The organism is Ruegeria sp. HKCCD6647-2 (assembly GCF_057221075.1).
Genome location: NZ_JBWVBD010000005.1, coordinates 273,371 through 297,946, shown reverse-complemented (window position 1 = coordinate 297,946; position 24,576 = coordinate 273,371). Strand labels below are relative to the sequence as shown.

General features: G+C 57.3%; 21 protein-coding genes. 19 read left to right on the top strand and 2 right to left on the bottom strand.

Features of this window, described 5'->3' with window-relative positions; genetic code table 11:
- The first annotated feature begins 287 nt into the window (after positions 1-287).
- Both AC2TDJ_RS15330 and AC2TDJ_RS15325 read left to right on the top strand, forming a co-directional pair.
- Entirely contained in the window at positions 288-1,325 is a 1,038-nt protein-coding gene (locus AC2TDJ_RS15330; RefSeq protein ID WP_480843413.1) for a LacI family DNA-binding transcriptional regulator, read from the top strand.
- The gene (locus AC2TDJ_RS15325; protein WP_480843412.1) at positions 1,322-2,101 is read left to right on the top strand and encodes an oxidoreductase; all 780 of its coding nucleotides are present in this window, start codon (positions 1,322-1,324) and stop codon (positions 2,099-2,101) included. Before AC2TDJ_RS15330 ends, AC2TDJ_RS15325 begins: the two co-directional genes overlap by 4 nt.
- A gap of 9 nt (positions 2,102-2,110) precedes the next feature.
- On the opposite strand, the gene AC2TDJ_RS15320 is transcribed toward AC2TDJ_RS15325, so the two are convergent.
- Complete coding sequence (locus AC2TDJ_RS15320; protein WP_480843410.1) at positions 2,111-3,136, bottom strand: LacI family DNA-binding transcriptional regulator; 1,026 nt, start codon at positions 3,134-3,136, stop codon at positions 2,111-2,113.
- Positions 3,137-3,321: 185 nt separating this feature from the next.
- On the opposite strand from AC2TDJ_RS15320, the gene AC2TDJ_RS15315 reads away from it, so the two are divergent.
- From AC2TDJ_RS15315 to AC2TDJ_RS15250, 14 genes are all read left to right on the top strand, one after another.
- Entirely contained in the window at positions 3,322-4,050 is a 729-nt protein-coding gene (locus AC2TDJ_RS15315) for an SDR family NAD(P)-dependent oxidoreductase (RefSeq protein WP_480843409.1), read from the top strand.
- 11 nt (positions 4,051-4,061) lie between these two features.
- Positions 4,062-5,216 (top strand): Gfo/Idh/MocA family protein, encoded by a 1,155-nt coding sequence (locus tag AC2TDJ_RS15310; protein WP_480843407.1) that lies wholly within the window; start codon positions 4,062-4,064, stop codon positions 5,214-5,216.
- A 10-nt stretch (positions 5,217-5,226) separates the two neighbouring features.
- Positions 5,227-6,141 (top strand): sugar phosphate isomerase/epimerase family protein, encoded by a 915-nt coding sequence (locus AC2TDJ_RS15305; RefSeq protein ID WP_480843405.1) that lies wholly within the window; start codon positions 5,227-5,229, stop codon positions 6,139-6,141.
- A 54-nt stretch (positions 6,142-6,195) separates the two neighbouring features.
- Positions 6,196-7,224, top strand: coding sequence for an ABC transporter substrate-binding protein (locus AC2TDJ_RS15300; protein WP_480843403.1), 1,029 nt, complete (start codon positions 6,196-6,198; stop codon positions 7,222-7,224).
- 76 nt (positions 7,225-7,300) lie between these two features.
- Positions 7,301-8,785 (top strand): sugar ABC transporter ATP-binding protein, encoded by a 1,485-nt coding sequence (locus AC2TDJ_RS15295; protein WP_480843401.1) that lies wholly within the window; start codon positions 7,301-7,303, stop codon positions 8,783-8,785.
- Positions 8,782-9,720 carry an ABC transporter permease gene (locus tag AC2TDJ_RS15290; protein ID WP_480843399.1) on the top strand — a complete coding sequence of 313 codons (939 nt, stop codon included), beginning with the start codon at positions 8,782-8,784 and terminating at the stop codon, positions 9,718-9,720. Before AC2TDJ_RS15295 ends, AC2TDJ_RS15290 begins: the two co-directional genes overlap by 4 nt.
- Complete coding sequence (locus AC2TDJ_RS15285) at positions 9,717-10,724, top strand: ABC transporter permease (protein ID WP_480843397.1); 1,008 nt, start codon at positions 9,717-9,719, stop codon at positions 10,722-10,724. Before AC2TDJ_RS15290 ends, AC2TDJ_RS15285 begins: the two co-directional genes overlap by 4 nt.
- Positions 10,725-10,737: 13 nt before the next feature.
- Positions 10,738-11,814: a Gfo/Idh/MocA family protein gene (locus tag AC2TDJ_RS15280; RefSeq protein WP_480843395.1), complete on the top strand. Its 1,077-nt coding sequence runs from the start codon at positions 10,738-10,740 to the stop codon at positions 11,812-11,814.
- Positions 11,811-12,914 (top strand): Gfo/Idh/MocA family protein, encoded by a 1,104-nt coding sequence (locus AC2TDJ_RS15275; protein ID WP_480843394.1) that lies wholly within the window; start codon positions 11,811-11,813, stop codon positions 12,912-12,914. Before AC2TDJ_RS15280 ends, AC2TDJ_RS15275 begins: the two co-directional genes overlap by 4 nt.
- A 374-nt stretch (positions 12,915-13,288) precedes the next feature.
- Positions 13,289-14,635: a substrate-binding protein gene (locus AC2TDJ_RS15270; RefSeq protein ID WP_480843392.1), complete on the top strand. Its 1,347-nt coding sequence runs from the start codon at positions 13,289-13,291 to the stop codon at positions 14,633-14,635.
- A gap of 107 nt (positions 14,636-14,742) precedes the next feature.
- Positions 14,743-15,774, top strand: a complete 1,032-nt coding sequence (locus AC2TDJ_RS15265; RefSeq protein WP_480843391.1) for a branched-chain amino acid ABC transporter permease — start codon at positions 14,743-14,745, stop codon at positions 15,772-15,774.
- 3 nt (positions 15,775-15,777) lie between these two features.
- Positions 15,778-16,983: a branched-chain amino acid ABC transporter permease gene (locus tag AC2TDJ_RS15260; protein ID WP_480843389.1), complete on the top strand. Its 1,206-nt coding sequence runs from the start codon at positions 15,778-15,780 to the stop codon at positions 16,981-16,983.
- A 12-nt stretch (positions 16,984-16,995) separates the two neighbouring features.
- Positions 16,996-17,751, top strand: coding sequence for an ABC transporter ATP-binding protein (locus tag AC2TDJ_RS15255; protein WP_480843387.1), 756 nt, complete (start codon positions 16,996-16,998; stop codon positions 17,749-17,751).
- 9 nt (positions 17,752-17,760) lie between these two features.
- Complete coding sequence (locus AC2TDJ_RS15250; RefSeq protein ID WP_480843385.1) at positions 17,761-18,516, top strand: ABC transporter ATP-binding protein; 756 nt, start codon at positions 17,761-17,763, stop codon at positions 18,514-18,516.
- 118 nt (positions 18,517-18,634) lie between these two features.
- Here AC2TDJ_RS15250 and AC2TDJ_RS15245 read toward each other — a convergent pair whose 3' ends face one another.
- Positions 18,635-21,025: a fatty acid cis/trans isomerase gene (locus tag AC2TDJ_RS15245; RefSeq protein ID WP_480843384.1), complete on the bottom strand. Its 2,391-nt coding sequence runs from the start codon at positions 21,023-21,025 to the stop codon at positions 18,635-18,637.
- A gap of 376 nt (positions 21,026-21,401) precedes the next feature.
- Between AC2TDJ_RS15245 and AC2TDJ_RS15240 the strand changes: the two genes are divergently transcribed.
- The 3 genes from AC2TDJ_RS15240 (at position 21,402) to AC2TDJ_RS15230 (ending at position 24,558) form a co-directional block, all read left to right on the top strand.
- Complete coding sequence (locus AC2TDJ_RS15240; RefSeq protein ID WP_480843383.1) at positions 21,402-22,958, top strand: trimethylamine methyltransferase family protein; 1,557 nt, start codon at positions 21,402-21,404, stop codon at positions 22,956-22,958.
- 137 nt (positions 22,959-23,095) lie between these two features.
- Positions 23,096-23,827 (top strand): SDR family NAD(P)-dependent oxidoreductase, encoded by a 732-nt coding sequence (locus tag AC2TDJ_RS15235; protein ID WP_480843381.1) that lies wholly within the window; start codon positions 23,096-23,098, stop codon positions 23,825-23,827.
- Positions 23,824-24,558 (top strand): SDR family NAD(P)-dependent oxidoreductase, encoded by a 735-nt coding sequence (locus AC2TDJ_RS15230; protein ID WP_480843379.1) that lies wholly within the window; start codon positions 23,824-23,826, stop codon positions 24,556-24,558. The genes AC2TDJ_RS15235 and AC2TDJ_RS15230 overlap by 4 nt, the downstream gene beginning before the upstream one ends.
- Positions 24,559-24,576: the final 18 nt, after the last annotated feature.

Genomic DNA, 24,576 nt, shown 5'->3' with positions numbered 1-24,576 from the left:
TGAAAGGTTCCCGTGCAAACCTCTGTCCCAATGGGTCAGTTTGCATCGTCAGTTGTACACAATCAGCTTTGACAGTCCGAGCGGGCTCTTCAAGAGGACAATCCATCAGATCACATCAAAAACCGGTAGCTGCAGCGGTTCGCAATGAAAAAGGCGTTGTTTCAACGATGTCTTAACTGATACGCGCGGTTGCGTTGATGTAAATTGATGTTCCAAAACCGAGACTCGTTCCGCTGGTTGTGCAACAATATTCGCCAATTGTTTGATCAACGGGGAATGCCAATCGCATGGCGCGCGCGACTATTGCAGATGTTTCCAGGCGGGCAGGGGTCTCAACAGCAACTGTAGATCGTGTCCTCAATGGGCGCAAAGGTGTCAGCGCGGCCAATCGGCAACGAGTGATGCGTGCCGCGCGGCTATTGGGGTACCTTCCGTCCGAGGGCATCGTCGCGCTGCCGTCCCGGCCTGCGCGGCTGGAGTTTCTTATACCCTGCGGTGGAAACGCGTTCATGCAGGAACTCGCCGACAGGATACTGCAATTTGCCGAAACGCAGCCTCTTGTCGAACGCTGCAGCATCAAAGTGCTCAAAGGTATTGGTCCGGACGGCCTCGTCGAGGCGTTGGACGAATTGTCACCGGATACCGACGGGATTGGCGTGATCGCCACGGATGACCCTCGAAGCCGTGACATTCTGCGTCGGGTTTGTGAGGCCGGAATTCGCGTGATCACCCTGGCGTCGGATGTTCTAGCGACGCCCAGGTCAGGTTATGTTGGCGTCGACAATCTGATCGCCGGTCGAACCGCGGCGCAGATAATTGCCATGCTTGTCGGAGATCGAACAGGTGACATTGCGGTCTTCTTTGGGAGCCATGCGTATCATGGCCATAGCGAGCGCGAGTCCGGTTTTCGAACCTGCCTGTCAACCTACAATCCTTCGCTGAACCCATTGCCTTCGGTTGAAACGGGCGAAGACGGGGCGCGGTTGTACCGGGAGTTAACACGATTAAGCCGGTCGCGGCCGAGTCTGGTGGGTGTCTATTGCGTCGGTGCCGGTCGAAAAGGTCTGGTGCAAGCCCTGGAGACCATGCCGCGAGCTGACCGTCCCTTTGTCGTTGTACACGACCTGACCGAGGACACACGTCGATGGCTGGCCGAAGGTATGATCCACGCGGTGATCGATCAGAATGCTCGTTTGATTGGTGAACAAGCAGTAATTCGCCTGCTCGGAGCGATTGCGTCGGGTTCCGTGCAGTTGCCGCAGGAGCATATCGAACCAAAGATTATCCTGAGAGAGAATATCCCAGCCGGTCGGGTGAGCGCGTGACCAAACAGCTGGAGAATATGGCAATTATCGTAACGGGCGCAGCCAAGGGTATCGGACGCGCAATTGTGCACGAAGCGGCCGCGCAGGGTGTCCGAGAGATTCTGGCCACCGATCTGGATCGGGTCGGTCTTGCAACCCTCGCAAATGAGGTTTCGGGCACCGTGGATGTCAAGACTGTTGTCGCAGATCTGGCGGAAGCAGGCGCCAGCGCCGAAATTGCAGCTGCTGCGCAGAAGGCGTTTGGCAGGATCGACGGGCTCGTTAATGCCGCAGGAATAACGACACGGGCGAGTTTTTTGGACGGTACTGTTACCGCTTTCGACAGGATATTTTCGATCAATGCGCGCGCGCCGTTTCTGCTTATGAGCGAAGCGATCAAGGACATGCAGACCCGCGGTGAAGGCGGTGGGATCGTGAATATCCAGTCCATGAATGCGCATTGTGGTGCGCCGGAATTGACTATCTATGCGGCCTCGAAAGGCGCGTTGCAGACGCTGACCAAAAATGCGGCCAATGCGCATTTGGGTGATGGTATTCGGGTCAACGGGATCAATCCTGGCTGGGTGAACACCGACTCTGAACACGAAATGCAAACAAAGGTTTTGGGCGGGGGACCGGACTGGGCTGAGCGGGCAGGGCGATCCCTCCCACTTGGCAGGCTACTGGCGCCGGCAGAAGCCGCGCGTGTCACGGTTTTTTTGTTGAGCCCCGAATCCTTCCCGATGACTGGGGTGAGTATTGATCTTGAACAATCGGTATTGGGAGCGCCGGGATAGAATACCGTCTCACTGTTTGGGTGGTGCGGTGCTCGCACGTTCGATCAGTTCGACCGGCACCGGAGTTTCGGGTTCGCTTGTCCCATGACCGCGTGAAAGGCGGCCAAGCAAAAGTTTTGCGGCACGTTGGCCCAGCAGGTGCCTATCCTGCCGTATCGTGGTCAGCGCCGGCACGTAGTATTCCGACATCTCGATGTCGTCGAAGCCAACGACGGATACATCCTCGGGTACGCGAATACCACCGGCCTGCAGCCCTGCAATTAGACCAAAGGCAACCATATCGGCCGAGCAAAAGACTGCCGTGGGCCGATCCTGCATGGCCAGAATGCGAGAGGCTGCTTCGAACCCGGATTCCAGCGAAAAATCACCGCGAATGATCCATTCGGACGGTGCGGGCAACCCTAGCCGGGTGCGTTCCGCGACCATGCCTTCACGCCGCGCCGTTGTAAGAACATTCCCCTGAGGTCCGGTAATATGGGCAATCTTGCGATGACCAAGATCAAATAAGTGACGGATTGCAAGTCGCGCGCCTTCGACGTTGTCGCTTTTGATTGCCGGGAACGACTGGTCTTCTACCCACTCGCACAGAAAAACGATGCGATCTCCGGCGCCGGCCTGAACGCATTCGCTCAGCACTGTTTCGGAAAGTTGACCGTCCAGCGAAATCGCCCCATCGATACGGCCGTCCAGGAAGTATCCAGCCAGTGCAGAATCGTGAATTGGGTTGCTTTCGGTATCGGTGATGAGAACCGCGTACCCGGTACTTGAAAAAGCTTCGCTGATGCCAGCAAGGATGCCCGAATAGAACGGTTTTCCAAGGTTGGGTACAAGAACCAGAACGGCGTTCGCCCGCTGCATCCTTAGGTTTCTGGCAGCCTGATTGACCCTGTAACCCGTACTTTGGATGGCCTGCAAAACTGCATCCTTAGTGGATTTCTTGACAAGGTCGGGGTTGGACAAAACACGGCTGACAGTGGCCGCGGAAACCTTGGCCACGCGGGCGACATCCTGAATAGTGGCGGGTTTTTGGATCATGGCCCCTGGTAACAAAATGAGATTTCAGTTGACTCGAATCTCTGACGTTGACGATTATGTAATCGATTTCATTTCTTGAAAAGGCCGAATTTTCTGAAATGTAATCGTTTGCAGTTGCGAATTTGGTGCAATCGGGGGAGTGCAATGATCGCAGCAAGAAACAATGCGTCGACCGGGGTGATCCTGTGACTGCGGCTGCCGAGTTCGACTTTTCCGGCGCCCGGGTGACCGTGATCGGAGCGAGCCGCGGCGGTATCGGAGCGGCCGTCGCCCGCGCCTTCAAAGGCGCCGGTGCCGAAGTTGAAATCACGGGCGCAGAGGCAGAATGCCTGCCCGAGGATGCTGCGCGTTTTCCCTACACGCAGCTCAACGTAACCGAGACAGATGCCGTTCGCGCATTTGGTCGGGAACGCGATGAACTGGACGTACTGGTCAATTGCGCGGCGATAACACGGCGCGGTAAAGAAATGGAGCCGGGTTTCTTCAGCCATGTACTGGATGTCAACCTGGTCGGCACAATGCGATGCGCGCAGGCATTGCATTCGGCATTGCTGGCGCGCCGGGGTCGGGTGATCAATATTGCGTCGATGTACGCCCGCTTTGGATCGCCGCAGAACCCGGCTTACGGGTCTTCCAAGGCCGGTGTCGAGCAACTGACGAAATCGCTTGCGATTGCATGGGCCTCGGACGGCATCCGGGTAAACGCGATTGCTCCGGGGTTCATCGTTACCGAGCAATCGGCGAGGGCCAGGCAAGATCCAGATTTTGTAGATGCTGTCGAAGCGCGAACGCCGATGGTGCGATGGGGGGTGCCAGAAGACATTGTAGGTACAGCGCTTTTTCTTGCTTCTGATGCGTCGGCGTTTGTCACCGGCGTTTGTATGCCTGTCGATGGAGGATACTCGGTTGTCTGAGGGAGGGGATCATGGCTGACGTCTCACAGATACGCGCTGCAGTCGTCGGAACGGGTTTCATCGGGACGGTTCACGTGCAGGCCCTGCGTCGTCTGGGCGTGCAGGTGGTCGGCGTACTTGGGTCGTCGGCAGATAGAGGTGCCGCACGCGCAGCCGAGATTGGTGTGGCGCAGGCGTACGCGTCAATAGAGGCATTGTTGGCAGATGAGAGCGTGGATGTGGTCCACGTTACTTCTCCGAACCAGGCACACTATCCGCAGGTCATGGCGATCCTGAAAGCCGGAAAGCACGTGATCTGTGAGAAACCCCTGGCAATGACCAGTCGGCAATCTGCCGAAATGGTGGAAATGTCAGCGGCTTCGGGCAAGATATGCGCGGTGTGCTACAACATTCGTTTTTATCCTCTGAACCAACAGGCGCATGAAATGGTCAATCAAGGGGAATTGGGTGAAATCCGCTTTGTGACCGGTCATTATCATCAGGACTGGCTTGCGAAACCTACAGATTGGAATTGGCGGTTGCAGGCCGAAATTGGCGGTGCCCTGCGCTCGGTCGGGGATATTGGCACCCATTGGGTCGATCTGACGAGCTTCGTTACCGGGTTAAAGGCCGCGTCCGTTTTCGCCGATTTGACGACGTTCTTGCCGGAACGGCAGCGCCCAAAGGGACCGGTTGAGACATTTTCGAGCGCGGAAGGCGCGACTGAAACCGTGACGATTGATACGGACGACGCCTCGGCGATCATGATCCGCTATGAAGGTGGCGCCAAGGGTGTGATGACCACATCGCAGATCAATATCGGTCGCAAGAATTCTCTGGTCTGGGACATTGCGGGCAGCAAAGCCAGCGCAGCGTGGGACAGCGAAACACCGGATCACCTGTTCATCGGTCGTCGTGACGCCGCCAACCAGGTGTTGATGCGTGATTTCACACTGATGAATACTGCCGGAACATCGGCAGCGTCTTTACCACCGGGCCATATCGAAGGATTTGCGGACAGTTTTTTCGGATTCTTCCGGGCCGTTTACGCCGACATCTGCTCGGGTGCGCGCGGAAAGGGAAGCACGTGGGCAACCTTCGAAGACGGCCATTATGAGATGCGATTCTGCGATGCTGTCGTGAAATCGTCCCGCGAAAGCCGCTGGGTCGATTTGGACGAGATCTGAGGGTGATGCCATGAAACTGGGGCTGTTGACTGCGCCATTTGAAGACACCGAGCTGATGGAAGTTGCCACTTGGGCGGCGGGCAATGGGTTCTCAGCGCTCGAAATTGCGTGCTGGCCGTCCTCGGGCGGCGAAAAGCGGCGGTATGCCGGTACCAGCCACATCAATGTGGATGGGCTGACGACCGAACAGGGCAAAGAAATTGTTGATGCGTTAGGCGAGCTGGACATCGGAACTTCGGGCCTAGGGTATTACCCGAACCCGCTGCATGCGGATGCATCGCACAGGGAAGAGGTGATCGAGCACCTCAAGAAGGTAATCACAGCGGCCGGTGTCATGGGCCTGCCGTTGGTCAACACGTTTGTGGGGGGCGACAGGACCCTGAACGTGGATGAAAACTGGGCGCGGGCGCGGGAAATCATCTCGCCCGTCGTCGACCATGCCCGGGGGCAAGGCGTTCGGCTGTGTTTTGAAAACTGTCCGATGATCTTCAGCTATGACGAATGGCCCGGCGGTCACAACATTGCCTACTCTCCCAGGATCTGGCGCAGGATTTTCGAAGAGTGGGGCGACGATGTCGGTATGAATTTCGACCCGTCTCACCTGATCTGGCAGTTCATCGATCAGACCCGGTTCATCAAGGAGTTTGGCCCGAACATAGCCCATGTCCACGCCAAGGACCTGATGGTGGATCGCGACGGGCTTTACGAGCATGGGATTATGTCGGCGGGAATGGGTTGGCAGGTGCCGCGGCTGTGTGGCCTGGGGGACGTCGATTGGTCGGATTTCTTCTCGGGGCTTTATCGCGCTGGATATGACGGGCCAATCATTATCGAGCATGAAGACAGGCTTTTTGAAGGAACTGACGAGAAGGTAAAACGCGGGTTTCTGCTGGCACGTGACGTGCTGCAACCCTTCATAAAATAGAAGAGCGAACAGCTCCGGTCATACTAAAGATTGATCAACTGGGAGGTACCAGAAATGAAAAAGTTACTAACGGGTGCGGCTGCCATTGCTGTCGCAGCGGCCTTTACACCGGCGGCGTTTGCCGCGGACTATACCATCGGCGTATCCAATACCGTGCAAGGCAACGGTTGGCGTGAACAGATGATCTGTGCGATGCGCGCTCAGGCCTTGGTAGAGGGCGACGTCTCCAACCTGATTGTGGCCCACCGCAACACGGATTCAGCCGGTCAGTTGGAGGACATCAACAACCTGATTGAAGCCGGGGTTGACGCGATCGTTCTGAACCCATCGAACCCGGATGCACTGAACTCGGCGTTGGATGCAGCCATGGAGAAGGGCATCGTGGTGGTCGCGGTCGACGCTGGCGTAACAGCGGACGGTGCGTACATTTTGTCGAACAACCAGGAAGAATACGCCTATCTCGGCGCCAAGTGGCTGTTTGAGCAGTTGGGTGGTTCCGGCGATGTTGTCTATATGCGCGGGATTGCTGGCGTGTCAGCTGATACCGACCGCGACAATGGCTTTAAGCGGGCCCTGGCTGAACATGAAGGTATCAATGTGGTGCACGAGGTGTTCACCGGTTGGCAGCAGGACCAGGGCAAACAACAGATGTTTGACTTTCTGGCCACCGGTATTCCTTTCGATGGTGTGTGGACCAGTGGGATAGACAACGTGATCGTTGATGCGTTTGTTGAATCCGGCGCTCCGCTGGTGCCAATCGTTGGGGCCGACAATGCGGGGTTCGTGCAGTATCTGACCGAAGTTGATGGCCTTCAGGGTGCCGCTGTCACCAACCCAGGTTCCGTTGGCGGGGCAGGTATCGCGCTGGCCGTTGACATTCTGAATGGTAACGCCCCAGACAGTAAGACTGTACTCGTTGACCCGGTGCTATGGGAAAACGCGACTGATGAGGGTGTCGCAACCATTACCGCGGCGCAAAACCCGAATCTGGATCCCGAGTGGCCGGTCTCGGTCACCGTTCCGGGTTGGACCGACTACACGATGGAGCAAATCATCGAATGCAAGGGTCCGGGCGACAGCTAATAAACGGGGAATTGCCAGCATTCTCCCTGCCCAATTTGGGCGGGGGGAACGCGGCAAGTTGGAACAGCGGGCACCAATGACGCAAACACATCTTCTCGACGCCACTGGGATTGCCAAAAGCTTTGGTGCCGTCCGCGCGTTGACGGACGCCAGTCTCAGCGTTTCGCCCGGCGAAATCGTTGCGTTGATGGGGGCAAACGGTGCCGGGAAATCCACATTTGTGAAAATCATCACCGGCGCCTTGAGGCCGGACAGCGGTCAGGTGCTGATCCGTGGTCAGCAGGCCCATGTCGGAAGCCCTTCAGAGGCCCGAAAGTCAGGACTTGTCCCGGTATATCAGGAGCCCTCGCTCATTCCTGATCTGGACGTGGCCGACAACCTGCGTCTAACCGATACTCCGGTCCAGCCGTTCGGGCATTGGGTTGGCGAACTTGGGATCGGAAACCTGAACCTGTCCGACATGATCGGTGACTTGCCGCTGGCCACGTTGCGCATACTGGACCTCGCGCGCGCTCTGGCGTCAAAACCCGACGTGCTTCTGCTTGACGAGATGACGGCTGCCCTTCCCACAGACCTTGTGGAGCGTGTTCTCAGGGTCGTGCGCGAGCAGGCGAACGAGGGCATGGGCGTCATCTATGTGTCGCATCGGTTCAGCGAAATCTCTGAACTCTGCGACCGCGCCTCGGTATTGCGAGACGGGATGAGCGTCGGCGATCTGGCAATCGAACCCGGTGTAGAAGAACGCGCAGTAGAGCTCATGCTGGGGCAGAAACTGGATTTGGGACGGCGCGAAGTCATAGACAAGCGTTCGGTCAGGCAGAAGGACCCGCGCCTGAGTGTCAAGGACTTGGCAATCGCGCCAAAGGTCTCGAACATCTCGTTTGATCTCCATCCGGGCGAGGTGCTTGGTGTGGTCGCGCTTGAGGGGCAGGGCCAGGACGAATTGTTCGAATGTCTGGCCGGCTTCTCACCGCCCACGGCCGGAGGGATAGAAGTAAACGGATCGCAGGTTGCGTTCAGGCATCCTGCCGATGCAATCTCGGTCGGTCTGACTTTCGTTCCGGGTGATCGGGCCGAAGCGCTGTTGGCCCAGCGGTCGGTAAAAGAAAACATCGCACTGCCATTTTCTGCGCGCGTTCGCGCTTGGGGCAACCTGAAGCTACGGCGCGAGCGTGAACGGGTCGATTACGCGATTGAAAAATTGCAGATCGACACGCGGGCTCAGGGCGAAGTGCAGCGTCTGTCCGGCGGCAACCAGCAGAAAGTAACGATTGGCAGATGGCTGGCCACGGGCGTCGAGACGCTTTTGTTGTTTGATCCCACGCGGGGAATTGATGTGCGAACCAAGCGTCAGATCTATCCGCTTGTCCGTGAATTGGCGCAAAACGGTGCCTCGATCCTGTTTTATACATCCGAACTGGAAGAGGTGCCGCTGGCCTGTGATCGTGCCATGGTCATCTTCAACGGCCGGGTCGTGGATGTCATCGACGCGGAAGACGCGGACGAGCAGACATTGTTGCGGGCGGCTTACGGGCTGACTGAAAACGAGACTGCGGCGTGACGGAGATTCTGCGCAAACATTCCTGGCTTCTCGGGCTCGTCGCGCTGCTCCTGGTTCTGTTGATCATCACCAAACTCATTCAACCTTCATTCGGCGCATCCGGGCTGGAGAGTATTGCGCGCGCCGCATTGCCCTTTGCTTTTGCGACAGCGGGCATGGCGGTGGTGGTTATCGTAGGGGGGATCGACCTGTCTGTTGCATCGATGATGGCGGTTTGCGCTGTGTCGGCCGCCGTATTGATGGAGAAGATGTCGGGTTTGTCCGCCATTGTGATTGTTCTTGGTCTGGGCCTCGCCATGGGGCTGATCAACGGCGGTCTCATCGTCGTGACGCGTGTACCTGACATTGTTGTAACGCTGGCGATGCTGTTCGTCTGGGAAGGGGTCGCGCTACTGATTCTTGAAACGCCGGGTGGTTCCACAACTGATTGGGTACAGCAAAGCATCCGCGGCGGCCTTGTTCCCGGTGTACCCAACGCACTGGCGATCATCGTTGGCTGCGTCGCGCTGATATGGCTTCCCATTCGCCGATCCAAATTGGGCATCTCAATCTATGCAACGGGTTCTGATGAGCGTGCGGCCTTTCGCTCGGGTGTGAATGTTGGTCGCGTAAAAGTCGCGGCCTATGGCATTTGCGGGTTGTTCTGCGCCTTTGGCGGCCTGAGCCTGGCGGCATTGACGGGGATCGGTGAGCCGGTTCCGGGGCCTTACCTGCTTGCGTCGGTCGCTGCCGTGGTTCTGGGCGGCGTGGTTCTGGGCGGTGGGCGAGGCGGCCTGCTGGGCCCCATAATCGCCGTGTTCATTCTGCGGATTGTTCGAACGATCCTGACGCTTCTGGCCGTTGATCCCAACGTCACGACGATCATTGAGGGCACCATCATGGTAGCCGTTGTTCTGCTTGGCACTGCGGCAACCCGACGAGGGGCAAGACGATGAGTATGTCCGTGAATGACCCACCCATTGTCCGCATTGGCCGGTTCCTGCGCGACAATCCCGTGATCCCGCTTTTGGCCTTTCTGGTTTTGCTGATCGTCACTCTGGAAGTTATGCGGCCAGGTATTGTCACGCCCTTCCGGGCGGGGCGCGACGGTATTGTCTCAACCTTTTGGGTCGGAAACCTGATCAAGTTTGCAATACCACTTGCGATGCTTGCTGCCTGCCAGGTGCTGACGATGCTGACGGCCGGGATCGACCTGTCCGCCGGGATAGTGGCAACCGTAGCCGCTTTTGTTTGTGCAACCCTAAGCTCATTATGGGGTGTGGCGCCTGCGGTTTTGATTGCTCTGGCGTCCGGTGTGGTCGTCGGGGTCGTAAACGGCCTTGGGGTCGGACTGGTGCGGGTCCATCCGCTGATCATGACGCTGGGAACCGGACTGATCGCCACGGGGTGCCTGCAGGTGTATCAGCGGCTGGTCATCAATGCCGGTTCCGAGATTCCGGCCTTTTTAGCCTGGCTGGGAACAGGGCGCACATTGTCCATGCCCAATGGGTTGTTCCTGTTCGTGCCTTTCGCCTTGTTCATCTTCTGGCTGATGCGGTTCACCGGGTTCGGCAGACTGCTTTTCGCGCTGGGCTCAAACGAAAACGCAGCCAAACTCTCAGGCGTCAAATCCTGGCAGGTGTATCTTGCGCTATACGCGCTGTCTGGGTTGATCGCGGCGGTGGCGGGTTTGCTCTATCTTGGTATGATCCGGCAAACTTCGCTGAGCCTTGCCAATCCGCTGTTGCTTCCGTCTGTGGCGGCTGCGGTCATTGGTGGAACGTCGATATTCGGCGGGCGCGGGAGCTTTGCAGGTGCCATCGTGGGCGCACTGATCATCAGAGTTCTGGATACCATGCTGACGCTGCTGCAGATGCCGGAAGGTGCCAGAACAGTCCTGTTCGGCCTGATCATCCTTGCCGTGACAGCCGTTTACGTCAGGATCACAGGAAACCGTTAGAGGGGGAGGGTCCATGTCCAGGTTTCGGGTTGTCGGAATAAGCTTTGACCATATGCACATGGGCGACTTGCTTCGGATGGTGCACGATCACCCCGACGCGGAAATTGCCGGTATTTTCGATCCGGACCGTCAGAAAATGGTTTCGGCTATCGAGAACTTCGCAATTCCAAAAGAGCGCGTTTTTACCGATTTCGATACCTGCATGGCCGCCGGGCCATATGATCTGGCCATTCTTTGCGTGGCTACGGCAGATCACGCCGAATTCACCGAAAAACTGGCGCCTCATGACCTGCATGTCTTCGTCGAAAAACCCTTTGCCGCCTCGGCCGATGATGCGCGCCGCATGATGGCAGCCCTGGACGGGACAGGTCGGCAATTGATCATCAACTGGCCGCTGAGGTGGGTCGAAAGCCACGTCACCGCCAAACGCCTGATTGACGAAGGATTGATCGGTGAATTGCGCGAAGTGCATTTCTACGACGGTAATCGCGGCCCCCTCTTTCACCTAGCCGACAAGGTCGACGTCACCCCTGAAGAAGTTGAGCAACAAAAGCCGTCTTCCTGGTGGTACAAGAAATCCTCAGGCGGCGGGTCATTGCTGGACTATCTGGGTTACGGGGCGACGCTGGGGACCTGGTACATGGGTGGTGAGGCGCCGCTCGAGGTTACCTGTACCGTCGACGAAACTCCTGGAATCGAAGTTGATCAGCATGCTATCGCCGTTTGCCGCTATGCGCGCGGTTTGTCCAAGATGGAGACGCGTTGGGGAACGTTCACCGACCCGTGGACTACGCAGCCGCAACCCGTCTGCGGCTTCGTCTTCGTGGGAACCGACGGCACGATCGCTTCGCCGGATTATGCCGATCACGTCACGGTTCAGACACGCGCCCGACCTGAACGACACAACGTCCCTGCCGATCCGTTGCCAAGGGGTCAAACAAACGCGATTGAATACGTGTTGGGATGCATCAGGCGCGGTAATCCGGTTGCAGGTCCGCTGGACCCGCAATTGTGCCTGACGGCTCAGAGGATCGTTGATACGGCGGTTCAGTCTGCTGCTCAGAAGCGCACACTGGAGTTGCTGCCGTGAGTGATGATGCTGCCGACACAGACACCTATGCCCTGAAATCCAAGGAACTGCCTGAAAACACGGCGCCAGAAATTGACTATCTTCCGCCTGGCCCGCGATCCTATCGTCCGCGGATCGGAGTGATAGGAACCGGAGGTATCTCAAACAGCCATCTCGATGCCTACCGATCGGCAGGTTGGGATGTTGTTGCACTTTGGAACCGAAGTCGTGCGAAGGCAGAGGAAAAGGCGGCTGAATTCTGCCCCGACGCCCGCATCGATGAAGACTTTCAGGACCTTTTGGCTGACCGTGAAATCGATGTCGTGGACATTACACTGCCGACCGGGGTGCGGGCTCCTGTGATCGAAGCCGCACTGAAGGCTGGCAAGCACGTACTAAGCCAGAAGCCCTTTGTGTCTGACCTGGCAACCGGAGAAGCGCTGGTCAGGTTGGCCGACGATCAGGGGGTGCATCTGGCCGTAAACCAAAATGGTCGGTGGTCACCACACATGGCCTGGATGCGTGAAGCGTGCCGTTCCGGAGTTGTCGGAGATGTACAATCCATTCATGTGGCCATTCACTGGGACCACGGTTGGACCGCCGGTACTGCCTTCGATGAGATCGAGGACCTGATCCTTTACGATTTTGGAATCCACTGGTTCGATTTTGTATCGTCCATTGTCGGGGGGCGAGCGGAGGCCGTCTTTGCCACTGCGTCCGGCGCCATTGGTCAAAAGAACAAGGTGCCGCTTCTGGCTCAGGCGGTGATCAGGCTGCAGGGCGGTCAAGCCAGCCTGGTCTTCGACGGCAGTACTCAACACGGGACGCAAGATACGACTTATATCTCCGGCGCGGACGGCAGTATCGTTTCCCAAGGACCAGATCTGGGGCAGCAAACGATCACTCTGACAACCGCAAGCGGGTATGCTCGCCCTGATTTGAAGGGGACATGGTTCAACGACGGATTTCGTGGGGCAATGGGCGAACTGCTCTGCGCAATCGAAGAAAATCGTCCACCGGACAACTCGGCCCGACACAACCTGAGATCATTGGCACTGGCCTTTGCCGCGATCCAATCGAGACGCAGTGGCAAGGAAGTTGCGATCGTCAGAACGGGATGATCCGCACGCCGAAACCGACACAGAGCCAGCCGGGTACCGACCGCCAACTCTACAAATACGGGAGGAGCTTATGTCCTCCAATCAGCCCTAGCGGTAGAACGGCCAACCCAGCGCTTCATCTGACAATGCAAGTCGGGATATGCGTGCACCTGTATTTGGCTACTTAACAAATATAATTCAGTCCCTTGTAAGGTTGGTGAAGAAAAAATTTACAAAATTTCTCTTTTTATGTGAATTTGTTTACAAAATTTTGTTTTAAAACTAATCATTTATTGAGTAGTTTTCTAACCCGTTCCCATAATTCAAGTGCACATAAGTGCGCTTTTGCCTGCTGGAAGAGGAGCCAAACGGCAAAATGGAAATGGGAGGAATTTATGACTAACAAAAATGTCACGCGCCGCGGCGTGTTGAAATCTGGTGCAGTCGCAGGCACCGGGTTGGCCCTACCAACTATCTTCACCGCATCATCCGCAGCGGCCTTCACGAACGAGCCTACAGGGTCTTCGGTCGTTTTGGGATTCAACGTCCCGCAGACTGGCCCATACGCGGAAGAAGGCAATGACGAGCTGCTCGCACAACAGCTAGCGGTTGAGCATCTGAACGGCGAGGGCGACGGTGGGTGCCTGAACACCTTCTCGTCCAAGGCGCTGAAGGGCAACGGTATCCTCGGCAAGAAAGTCGAATTCGTCACCGGTGACACTCAGACAAAATCAGACGCCGCGCGCGCATCGGCCAAGTCGATGATCGAAAAAGACGGCGCGATCATGATCAACGGTGGTTCGTCCTCGGGCGTGGCTGTTGCGGTTCAGGGTCTGTGCCAAGAGGCGGGCGTAATCTTCATGGCAGGTCTGACCCACGCCAACGACACGACAGGCAAAGATAAAAAGGCCAACGGCTTCCGCCATTTCTTCAACGCCTACATGTCGGGTGCCGCGCTGGCGCCGGTGCTGGCTGCGGAAATGGGTAACGAACGCCGCGCCTATCACCTGACGGCCGACTACAACTGGGGCTGGACCCAGGAAGAGTCGATCGTCGCTTCGACCGAAGCCCTGGGATGGGAAACGGTCAACACGGTCAAGACACCACTCGCGTCGACGGACTTTTCGTCTTACATCGCGCCGGTACTGAATTCGGGTGCGGATGTGCTGGTCCTGAACCACTATGGCGGCAACATGGTGAACTCGCTGACCAACGCGATCCAGTTCGGCCTGCTCGACAAGGTTGCAAACGGCAAGGACTTCAAGATCGTCGTGCCGCTTTATTCCGAACTGATGGCCGCGGGTGCGGGCGAAAACATCAAGGGCGTGCTGGGGTCGATGAACTGGAACTGGCAGCTTCAGGATGAGGGCACCAAGGCCTTCGTGAAGTCGTTTGGTGAGAAATACGGCAAGCCGCCGTCGAACTCGGCCCAGACGTGCTATGCGCAGGTTCTGCTCTATGCTGACGCGGTCGAGCGTGCGGGGACCTTCAACCCCTGTGGTGTTGTCGAAGCTCTGGAAGGGTTTGAGTTCGATGGACTCGGCAATGGCCCGACATTGTATCGTGCGGACGATCACCAGTGCTTCAAGGATGTTCTGGTTGTGCGCGGCAATCAAAACCCGACCAATGAGTATGACACTCTTGAGATCGTCGAAGTGACGCCGGTCGAACAGGTCACTTATGCTCCGGATCATCCGATGTTCGCCGGTGGCGATCTCGGCGAGTGCAACCCGGGTGCGTAAACTCTTTGACTGAAGTCTGGCCGCTGAGAGGCGGCCAGACTCATAGCCGGCCAAATCGGCCCGGTGCTGACCACTCATTCTAAGCTGACCAACCTTGAGGTGGGGCAATGGACGCCATCCTACTGCAAATTCTGAACGGTCTGGACAAAGGATCTGCCTACGCGCTCATCGCGCTGGGCCTGACACTGATTTTCGGAACTCTCGGGGTCGTGAACTTTGCCCATGGGGCGCTGTTCATGATCGGTGCCTTCTGTGCCGTCACTTTGCAAAAACTGATGAACCTGAGTTTCGAGACCGTCGACGAAACCCAAACAGACTTTCTGGGCAATCCTCTGAAAGTGGAAACCCCCTATGTCGAAGCCTGGTTTGGGCCCGAGGTTGGCGCGACCATTATCGACTGGTCGGTACCGTTTGCGATCCTGTTCGCGATCCCGATCATGCTGCTGGTCGGTTACGTGATGGAACGCGGGCTGATCAAACACTTCTACAAGCGCCCCCATGCGGATCAGATCCTAGTGACCTTTGGTCTGGCAATCGTGCTGCAGGAAATCGTCAAGTATTTCTTTGGTGCCAACCCGATCCAAACGCCTCCGCCGGATGCTTTGAGAGGCTCGATCGATCTAGGTGTCATGGTGGGTTTCGATCCGAATGCGATCATCTATCCGATCTGGAGGCTGGTCTATTTCGGCTTTGCGGTTGCGATCATCGGAGCGGTGTTCTCGTTTCTGCAATTCACCACCTTCGGGATGGTTGTCCGGGCCGGGATGGCAGACAGGGAAACCGTGGGCCTGTTGGGTATTAATATTGACCGTCGCTTTACGATTATGTTCGGCATCGCCGCCGCTGTCGCAGGTCTTGCCGGGGTAATGTACGGGCCACTAAACCCGCCGAACTATCACATGGGCATGGACTTCCTGGTTCTCAGCTTTGTTGTGGTCGTCGTGGGCGGCATGGGCTCATTGCCCGGTGCCGTTCTGGCCGGGTTCCTTTTGGGCATCCTTGAAAGCTTTGCTTCGACCACGTGGGCAACAACCACGATTCCCGGAATCAATCAGATCATCATCTACCTTGTCGCCATCATTGTGCTGCTGACGCGACCTCGCGGGCTGATGGGTCGCAAAGGCGTGATGGAGGAATAATCAATGTTGGGACTGAACAAAAGAGACACCAGCCTGCTGATTATTGTCGGTATTTTGACCTTGCTGGCCCCCTTCATCCTCAATCCGTTTCCGGAAGGCAGCGCGATGGCGCAGTTCAACGCGGGTTACCCGGATCTGATGCAGCGGTTCGTGATCTTCGGCATCTTTGCCATCGGGTTCAACATCCTGTTCGGCCTGACCGGGTATCTGTCCTTCGGCCACGCGGCCTTTCTGGGTGTGGGGTCCTATTCCGCGGTGTGGATGTTCAAGCTGCTCAGCTATAACGTCATCCCGGCCATCGCGCTGAGCGTCGTCGTTGCCGGGCTGTTCTCGCTTCTGATCGGGTTTGTCAGCCTGCGGCGGTCAGGCATCTATTTCTCGATCCTGACGCTGGCCTTTGCGCAGATGAGCTTTGCGCTGGCCTATTCGGTGCTGTCGAACCCCAAGTTCAACCTGACCAACGGCGAGACTGGTCTGCAGGTCTACGCGGATGATCCGCAGATATTGCAGGGTGCCAACGCGCCGGACCTGCCGCACCTGTTCGGCTTGCCGATGCGCGCGACCTATACCTTGGATCTGGGTGCATGGAGCTTTGACTTCAACGCGGGCTATTACCTGTGCGCAGTGGTCCTGATGATCGTCTTCTATCTGGCGATCCGCATCTTCCGCTCACCCTTTGGAATGATGCTGCGTGCGGTCAAATCGAACCAGCAGCGGATGAATTACACCGGCCTGAACTCGAAGCCGTACACACTGGCCGCCTTTGTGATCTCGGGCATGTACGCCGGTCTGGCCGGAGGTCTGATGGCCGCCATGGACCCGCTGGCGGGTGCCGAACGGATGCAGTGGACCGCCTCTGGTGAGGTCGTATTGATGACAATTCTCGGCGGCACGGGCACGTTGATCGGTCCGGTTCTGGGCGCGGGCTTCATCAAGTATTTCGAGAACATCTTCTCGAAGATCAACGACAATGTCCTGCACAGCTGGTTCGCCTTCCTGCCCGACGGGCTTGAAGATGCGGTGGTGTTCCTGATTCACCCGTTCATCGGGAAGGGCTGGCACCTGACCCTCGGCATTCTGTTCATGCTTGTGGTGATCTATCTGCCCGGCGGCCTTGTCGAAGGTGGTCAGCGCTTGATGAAGTGGTTCAAGCGCAAGAAATCGGAAACCGGCGATACCCAGTCCGGTGAAACCGAGCCTGCGGAATAAGGGGGCGCGAGAATGGCAATCTTAAAAGTCAAAGACGTCAGCAAGAACTTCGGTGGGCTAAAAGCGTTGACGGACGTCAACCTCAGCGTCGAAGAAAACTCGGTACATGCAATCATCGGTCCGAATGGCGCAGGCAAATCCACGTTGCTCAATTGCCTGGTCGGCAAGCTGATGCCGGATACAGGAGCTGTGTTGTTCGACAACGCGTCGGTTCTGGGGCTCGAGCCCTATCAAATCAACCAGATGGGCATAAGCCGCGTGTTCCAGACACCGGAAATTTTCGGCGAGCTGACCGTGATGGAAAACATGCTGATCCCGATTTTCGCCATGCGCGACGGTGCCTTTCGGATGCATGCTTATGAGACCATCGCAAACGAAAAAGCCATTGTCGAGCAGGCCGAGACCATGCTGGAAGAGATGAACATGGCTGACAAACGTCACATGCATTCGGCATCCTTGTCACGCGGAGACAAGCGGCGCCTCGAGATCGGCATGTGCCTCAGTCAGAACCCTCGGCTACTGTTACTGGACGAACCAACTGCCGGTATGGCTCGGGCGGACACCAACAACACGATTGATTTGCTAAAACAAATCAAAGACGAGCGCGATATCACCATCGCGATCATCGAGCACGACATGCATGTGGTATTCAGCCTGGCGGAACGGATCACCGTTCTTGCCCAAGGCACTCCGCTGGTCGAAGACACGCCAGAAAATATTCGCGGTAACCCCAAGGTCCGCGAAGCGTATCTGGGCGAAGCTGCGTAAGGAAAAGCTATGAATGAGAAACCTGACTTTTCAAAAAACGCGAATATGGCCAGCACGGCACCGGCGTTTCTTTCCGTCTGGGATGTGCATTCTTACTATGGTGAAAGCTATATCGTACAGGGCGTTAGCTTTAACGTTCACGAAGGCGAAATCCTGGCTCTGCTGGGGCGCAACGGCGCTGGAAAAACCTCGACCCTACGTTCCATCGCAAGGGTTGGGGAGCCCGAAGTCCGGCACGGAGAAATCTGGCTGGATCACCAGCCCTTGCATAAAATGACAAGCTACGAAGCTGCGTCCGCCGGGCTTGGACTGGTCCCGGAAGACAGACGAATTATCCCTGGGCTTACGGTGGAAGAAAACCTGCAGCTTGCACAAATAGCACCGCCCGTCGGGTGGTCGCTGGAACGGCTGTATGAACTGTTCCCAAGGCTGGGAGAGCGCCGCAAACAGGAGGGGATTACTCTGTCCGGTGGTGAACAACAGATGCTTTCAATCGCCAGAGCACTGGCGCGGGACATCAAGGTTCTGCTGTTGGATGAGCCTTACGAGGGATTGGCCCCCGTCATCGTCGATGAGATCGAAAAAACCCTTATTCATGTCAAGCAACAGGGTATGACGACCATCATCGTCGAACAAAACGCTGTTCGGGCGTTGGAGCTTGCCGATCGTGCGATAATTCTTGATACGGGAAGCATCGTTTTTGACGGAACGGCCAACGAAGTGTTGGAGAATGCCAAGCTTCGTGAAGAGTATTTGGCGATCTAGCTCTCGCAATCACCAATCACTGCGCGGCGCACGCGCGGCCAATGTCAACCGCTGCCGGGCGCGGGTGGCGTGCCTGTGTATGTCCAACGAGAAAGGGGGGGAGCGCGCCCGACCCGGATCAGGTCGGGTCGTCGTCCGCTTTGGGGTCTTTGTATCTGTTGAGGTCCAGAATACCGGCCTGAATCGGCAATTGCTGAGAAAAGATCGTATGCAGCTGATCGCTGATGGCCCAGAAATCGGGGCTTGTTCTGCGCACGCCATATCTGGCAACAACGTCCATCCAGTCTTGCTGTGATCGCATCGACTTCAGATCGTATGCGAAGCTACTGAGTTCGTTCTGACGGATATCGAAAAAGAAATTTGGATAGCTCGCGAACTGTCCCGGAATGATTGTGAGCACATCCAATTGCGGCTCGCGCCGGGCCTCTTCGTCGAACAGAAAGGCCACATTCTTGTGAGCCTTGTCATGCGCAAATGAAAAGACTTCTGTTGTGCCATCGATTTTTTCGATCAAAAGAACGGACAGGTCCGGCAGAAACTTCACCCAATCACCTGTCTGGTCTGCGAGTTCCCGCAACATCGGTTCCACGTCATCGCCTTGGCCCTGCGGGCAGTTCTCTGCCGCGCATCGATTGATCGGATCGGTCAACGGCCATAGCCCATTGCCGCGCTTGAGCAGGTTAAGAAGAAATTCCTGCTTCGGGGAGGTCGTGGCAAAATCGATGCCTGTGGGAAAACTGTCGTCTACGCGGCGCTGATGCCAGAACGTGTGTATTTCGGCCAGGTAGCCTTTGTACCAGTCCCGGTGCATTTCTGTGCGGATGTTTCTGGGCATGAATGTCAGGAACGTGTCCTCGCTCTCCATGCGCAGTTCATCCATGTACAGCCGTGTCGCAAGCTGATGCTCGACACGACCAAAGACGTCGTATCCCGCCACCAGATCATAGTAGATGCGTTCGAAAATCGGAAAATCGATGACCCAGGCCGTTTCCGGAATACCGCCATGAAACCCGGTCATGGCTGAGGCATTGTCGAAATGGCGAAAAACAGTGATCAGGGCATTCGGGTTCGTGCCGTCGCCATCCCAAATCGCATCGTACCCGAACCCGGTTTTGTGCGCTGGGCTAACTCGGTACCGCGCGTCCCGAAAATCCAGATATTTGATCTGGTTTTTGTGCGAGAACGTTTGCAGGTCGCCCAACACCCCGCGGTCGACCTGCGAAACGGGCAGCTCAAGATACGTGGCGCCTTCTTCCAGATAGCTCGGGTCCGTAACCGACAGGTCGGCATCCGGTGCAAGGAAGCTGACCCAGAACCGATCTTCGATCACATCGACCGCAGTCTGGCCGTGACAGACCGGGCCTCGGATAAAGCTGCGCACAAAGAACAGGGCGTCGTCCAAAAGAAACTGATAGCGGCTTCGTGCCGGCATCTCGACAAAAGTGGTGAATGGACTGCTGCCCTCGGCATTGCCGTAGGGTGGCAGTTCGGCCAGTGACCAATCGGGTTCGAGAAACAGCTCGTGATATCGCGCCATCCGATCTTGCCCGATCCGGTAGACCAAATGGTCTTTGTGCACAATCGTCTCATCAAACAACTGCAGTCGGTAGTAGAACGAACCCTCGCCCGGATCATCAAACGGACGTCGCGACGCGACTACGTCGATTGCTTCGCCAGGTGGCGTAGTCGATCGAACGAGTTGAAAGAACCGTCTGGATGGGTCGCCTTGAAAATGCAGCCGGGCGAGAAACAGGTGCTCGTAAAGGTACCGGCTCATCAACTGGGTTCGCAGGTCGGTCCCGTTCAGAAATGTCTCCCACGCTGCGATCTGTTCCCGGATTTCGTCGGGTAATTCGGGTGGGACAGAAGAGGGCACCATTCCGCTGCTGGCCCACGACATAAGTGTTTGGAAGTCGTCGTGATCCAGTGGAGCCATCGCATAAGGCATACCAGCGAGCGGATGGTTTTTTCGGAACGCGTCGAATTCGCTTGTCGTGGGGCAGACGAGCGCTCGATCAACGGCGAGGCCAAGGTCATTGGGCACAGGGGCGTTGGCCTCCAACGTATTCTGACGCCCAAGTTCTAGGGTTTGCTCCAGCAGCGACGGAGCGTCGGCCGACTGCCCCGGCATCCGCATAACGGAATAGAACCCGAGCGCGCGCCATTCGGGCACCGTATGCGCGTCAATTCCAAGCCGTGTAGGCTGCGCATCTGACAGGCGTTCCGTGTGGTAGATGGCGTCCTTGCTGCCTCCACGCAGCAAACCATCCGGTGATGTCAGTTTAAGCTGGCAAGGCGCGTCGTAGCAGCTGTGGCAGACGACACAACGCTGATCCAACACGGTCCTTACATCGGCCCAGTTATCTTCGGGGGACGAAGACGTTGCGGCCAACACATTCGGTTCCGGGTCGGCCGAGCCTTGCTGAGCCCGGGCTTCGCCTGAATCGTGGAGTAAAACGGACAAACCCAACACAGCGGCACAGTTTCGTAACACTCGAGCGTTCAGCATCCATGTCCCCCGGTCTGCAAATTATTCATACACACATTGGACTTCGTCGTCATATCTCGGTTCGACATGCCTCAGCCTAACGTTGTTTACTTTGGTAAACCACCCGCCTGCGGGCGTCCTCGTTTTAGGTAACTGAGGAGCGGGGCAAACGATCCTGAATTCACTGCGCTTGCAGGGTAATCCGGGGCGAGTGGAAATCGGTCAGCGGTCGTGGTCCGGGTGCCGGATCACGTAGAGCGAACCGCCAGAATTAGGCGTGTTTCCGGCCTGCATACCGGCGGCTTTTGGCAGAGTCGCTTTCTGCAACAACGTTTCGCATTCATGCATGTGTCGCCCCGTGAACTTGGAAATGATACAGGTGAAGGAGACCTCACAAATGAACACTTCCGCCCCTGCAACCAGAACCCGTACCGGCGGCCGTTCCGCGCGTCGTGCGATCCGGACTGCACCAAAATTCGACATGCTGCCCGGCCTGACCCGAGGTATTCCCTTGTGCGAAGTGATGGATGCGGAACAGGTCGAACGCATCGACAATGCCTCGATGGATATTCTGGAAAATGTCGGCGTTCAGTTCCGTGATCCTATCGCGCTGGAAGACTGGAAACGGGCAGGCGCCAAGGTCGACGGCGAACTGGTTTATCTGGATCGCGGTCTTATACGCGAACTGATTGCGACGATCCCGGCGGATTTCACATATCACGCCCGCAATCCACAAAAGAACGTGCGCCTTGGTGGCAAACACTCGATTTTCGTGCCAATGACCGGCGCGCCCTTCCTGCGCGATCTGGATGATGTTCGGCGCAATCCGACGCTCGACGATCTGGCGATGTTCCACAAGCTGGCACATATGATGCCGGCGATGCACAGCTCGGCCCACCATATCGTCGAGCCTTACGATCACCCGATCAGCCAGCGGCATCTGCGCATCACCTATTCGTCGATGAAGCACTCGGACAAGACATTCATGGGCATGACAACCTCGCCCAAAAATGCCGAGGACGTGATGGACATGTGTGCCATCCTGTTTGGCGAAGAGTATCTGGAGACCCACCCGGTCACGACCGGCAACTGCAACGGCAACTCACCGCTGGTCTGGGATGAAACCATGCTGGGCGCGATGCGCGCCTTCTGCCGCCGCAACCAGCCGGTCTTGTGCTCGCCCTTCGTTCTGGGTGGTGCGAACACGCCCGCATCAGTGCCCGCCACGGTGGCACAGCTGAATGCCGAGGCGCTATCGGCATTGGCCTATACGCAGGTCATCCGCAAGGGTGCGCCCGCAATCTACGGCCACTATCTTTCGACGGTGTCGATGAAATCCGGTGCGCCGATGGCCGGCACGCCCGAAATCAGCCTGATGAACTTCATGATCGGTCAGATGGCGCGGCACTACGGCGTGCCATGGCGGACATCGAACACACTGGGCGGGGCCAAGACATTCGACGCGCAAGCCGGGTACGAATCCGCCACAACACTGCAGGCCGTTGTCCATGCCGGTGCGAACTATATCTGGCACAGCGCAGGTTGGAACGAAGCAGGCATGCATTGTTCGGTCGCGAAATTTATCGTCGATGCAGAACAATGCGCGATGGCCTACCGCATGGCCGAAGGCCCAAAGTGGCATGATTTCGATCAGGCGATTTCGGCGGTGCCCGATGTCGGGCCGGGCGGGCACTATCTGGGCCATCCGCATACGCAGGACAACTTCCAGGAAGCGTTCTTCATGCCGGAACTGTTCGACAATAATTCAATCGAGCAATGGGTGGCCGAGGGCGAGGTTGAGATCACCGAACGGGCCTTAAAGCACGCGCGAAAGCTGCTGGCCGAGTATGAAGAGCCAAAGCTGGATGAAGCCAAGAACGAAGCCTTGCTGGATTACATCGCCCGCCGGGAACGGGAAATCCCTGTGGCCGATGAACTGAACCAAAGTTACTGAACACTCCCCCGAACTTGCCCGCCCAAGAAATTGGGCGGGTTCTTTTTTGGTGAGACTCATAACGTGAAACGGCGCCAATGGTTCGCAGACGAGGCGACGTCCGTTCAGCAGGGAAGCAACGAGATATGGGAAGAGACATGGAACTGGCAGGAAAGGCTGCATTGGTAACCGGTGCAGCCGGAGGTATCGGCGCCGCGATTGTCAAACAATTGCGCGAGGCGGGTGCTCGTGTCGCAGCTGCCGATCGTGAGGTCGACAGGATTGAGGCTGAGGCACACCTGCCCGGAGACTTGCTGGATCAGGCTTATGCGGACAGTCTGCCGCATGCAGCAGCAGTTTCTCTCGGTCATTTGGATATTGTTGTCAACAACGCCGGCGTGATCACACGCGGTCCGGTCACGGATACTTCGGACGCGGATTGGTCGCTGTCCATGGGTGTGAACGTTGAGGCACCGTTTCGCATCTGCCGCGCCGCGATCCCGATCATGGCCCGCAATGGCGGCGGGGCAATCGTCAACACCGCTTCGTGCTGGGGCCTGCGGCCGGGTGGCAATCACGCGCTCTATTGCATGACCAAGGCGGCCATCGCGTCTCTGACACAGTGCATGGGGATGGATCACGCTCATCAGGGCATCCGCATCAACGCGGTTTGCCCGAACGAGGTGAACACGCCGATGTTGCGCACCGGATTTACCAAGCGTGGATTCGACCCTGATACGGCAGTGGCCGAGCTGGGGAAAACGGTACCCTTGGGCCGTGTCGCAGAACCCGAGGATATTGCTGACGTCGTGATGTTCCTCGTGTCGGATGCTTCGCGCTACATCTGCGGTTCACTTGTCGAGGTCAACGGCGGGAAACCGGTGTCATGACTCGGTTCGAGGGCAAGACAGCGCTCGTCACAGGCGGCCGCAGCGGCATTGGTCGGGCAATTGCGGAACGGCTTCGGCAGGAAGGTGCCCGTGTGTTTACTGCGCAGCGCGGACAGGATGCGAGGTTCGAAGGAATTGAGGCGGATCTGAGCGATCCCAGCAATCCTGCGGCTGTCGTTTCTCAGGTCGTCAGGACGGCGGGGGGGCTCGATGTGCTGGTGAACAACGCCGGTATGATGCAGGAGGCTTCTGTCGAGGAAATGTCAGTCGAAGACTGGCAGCGCAACCTGACAGTCAATCTGACCGCGCCTTTTCTGATGATCAAAGCGGCCCTGCCGCATTTGCGCAAGACCCGCGGAAACATCGTTAATATCGGCTCCATCGAGGGGCTGGGCGCCAATCCCGGCCACGCCGCATATTGCGCGTCAAAGGCTGGCCTTCACGGGCTGACCCGCGCGGTAGCGGTGGATCACGGAGCCGAGGGCATTCGCTGCAACGCGGTCGCGCCAGGGTGGATCGACACAGAGCTCAACATGGATTTCATCGAGTCCATGCCGGACCCCGAAGCCTTTCGCCGAGATATCGGGCGTATTCATCCCGTCGCCCGCACCGGCGCGCCGGAAGAGGTGGCCGCACTGGTGGCGTTCTTGGCTGCCGAAGAGGCCGGTTTCATCACCGGTCAGGTCTATACCGTCGATGGCGGTCGTATGGCCAAGCTCAGTCTGCCGTGAAAGGACTTGAACGCGCCC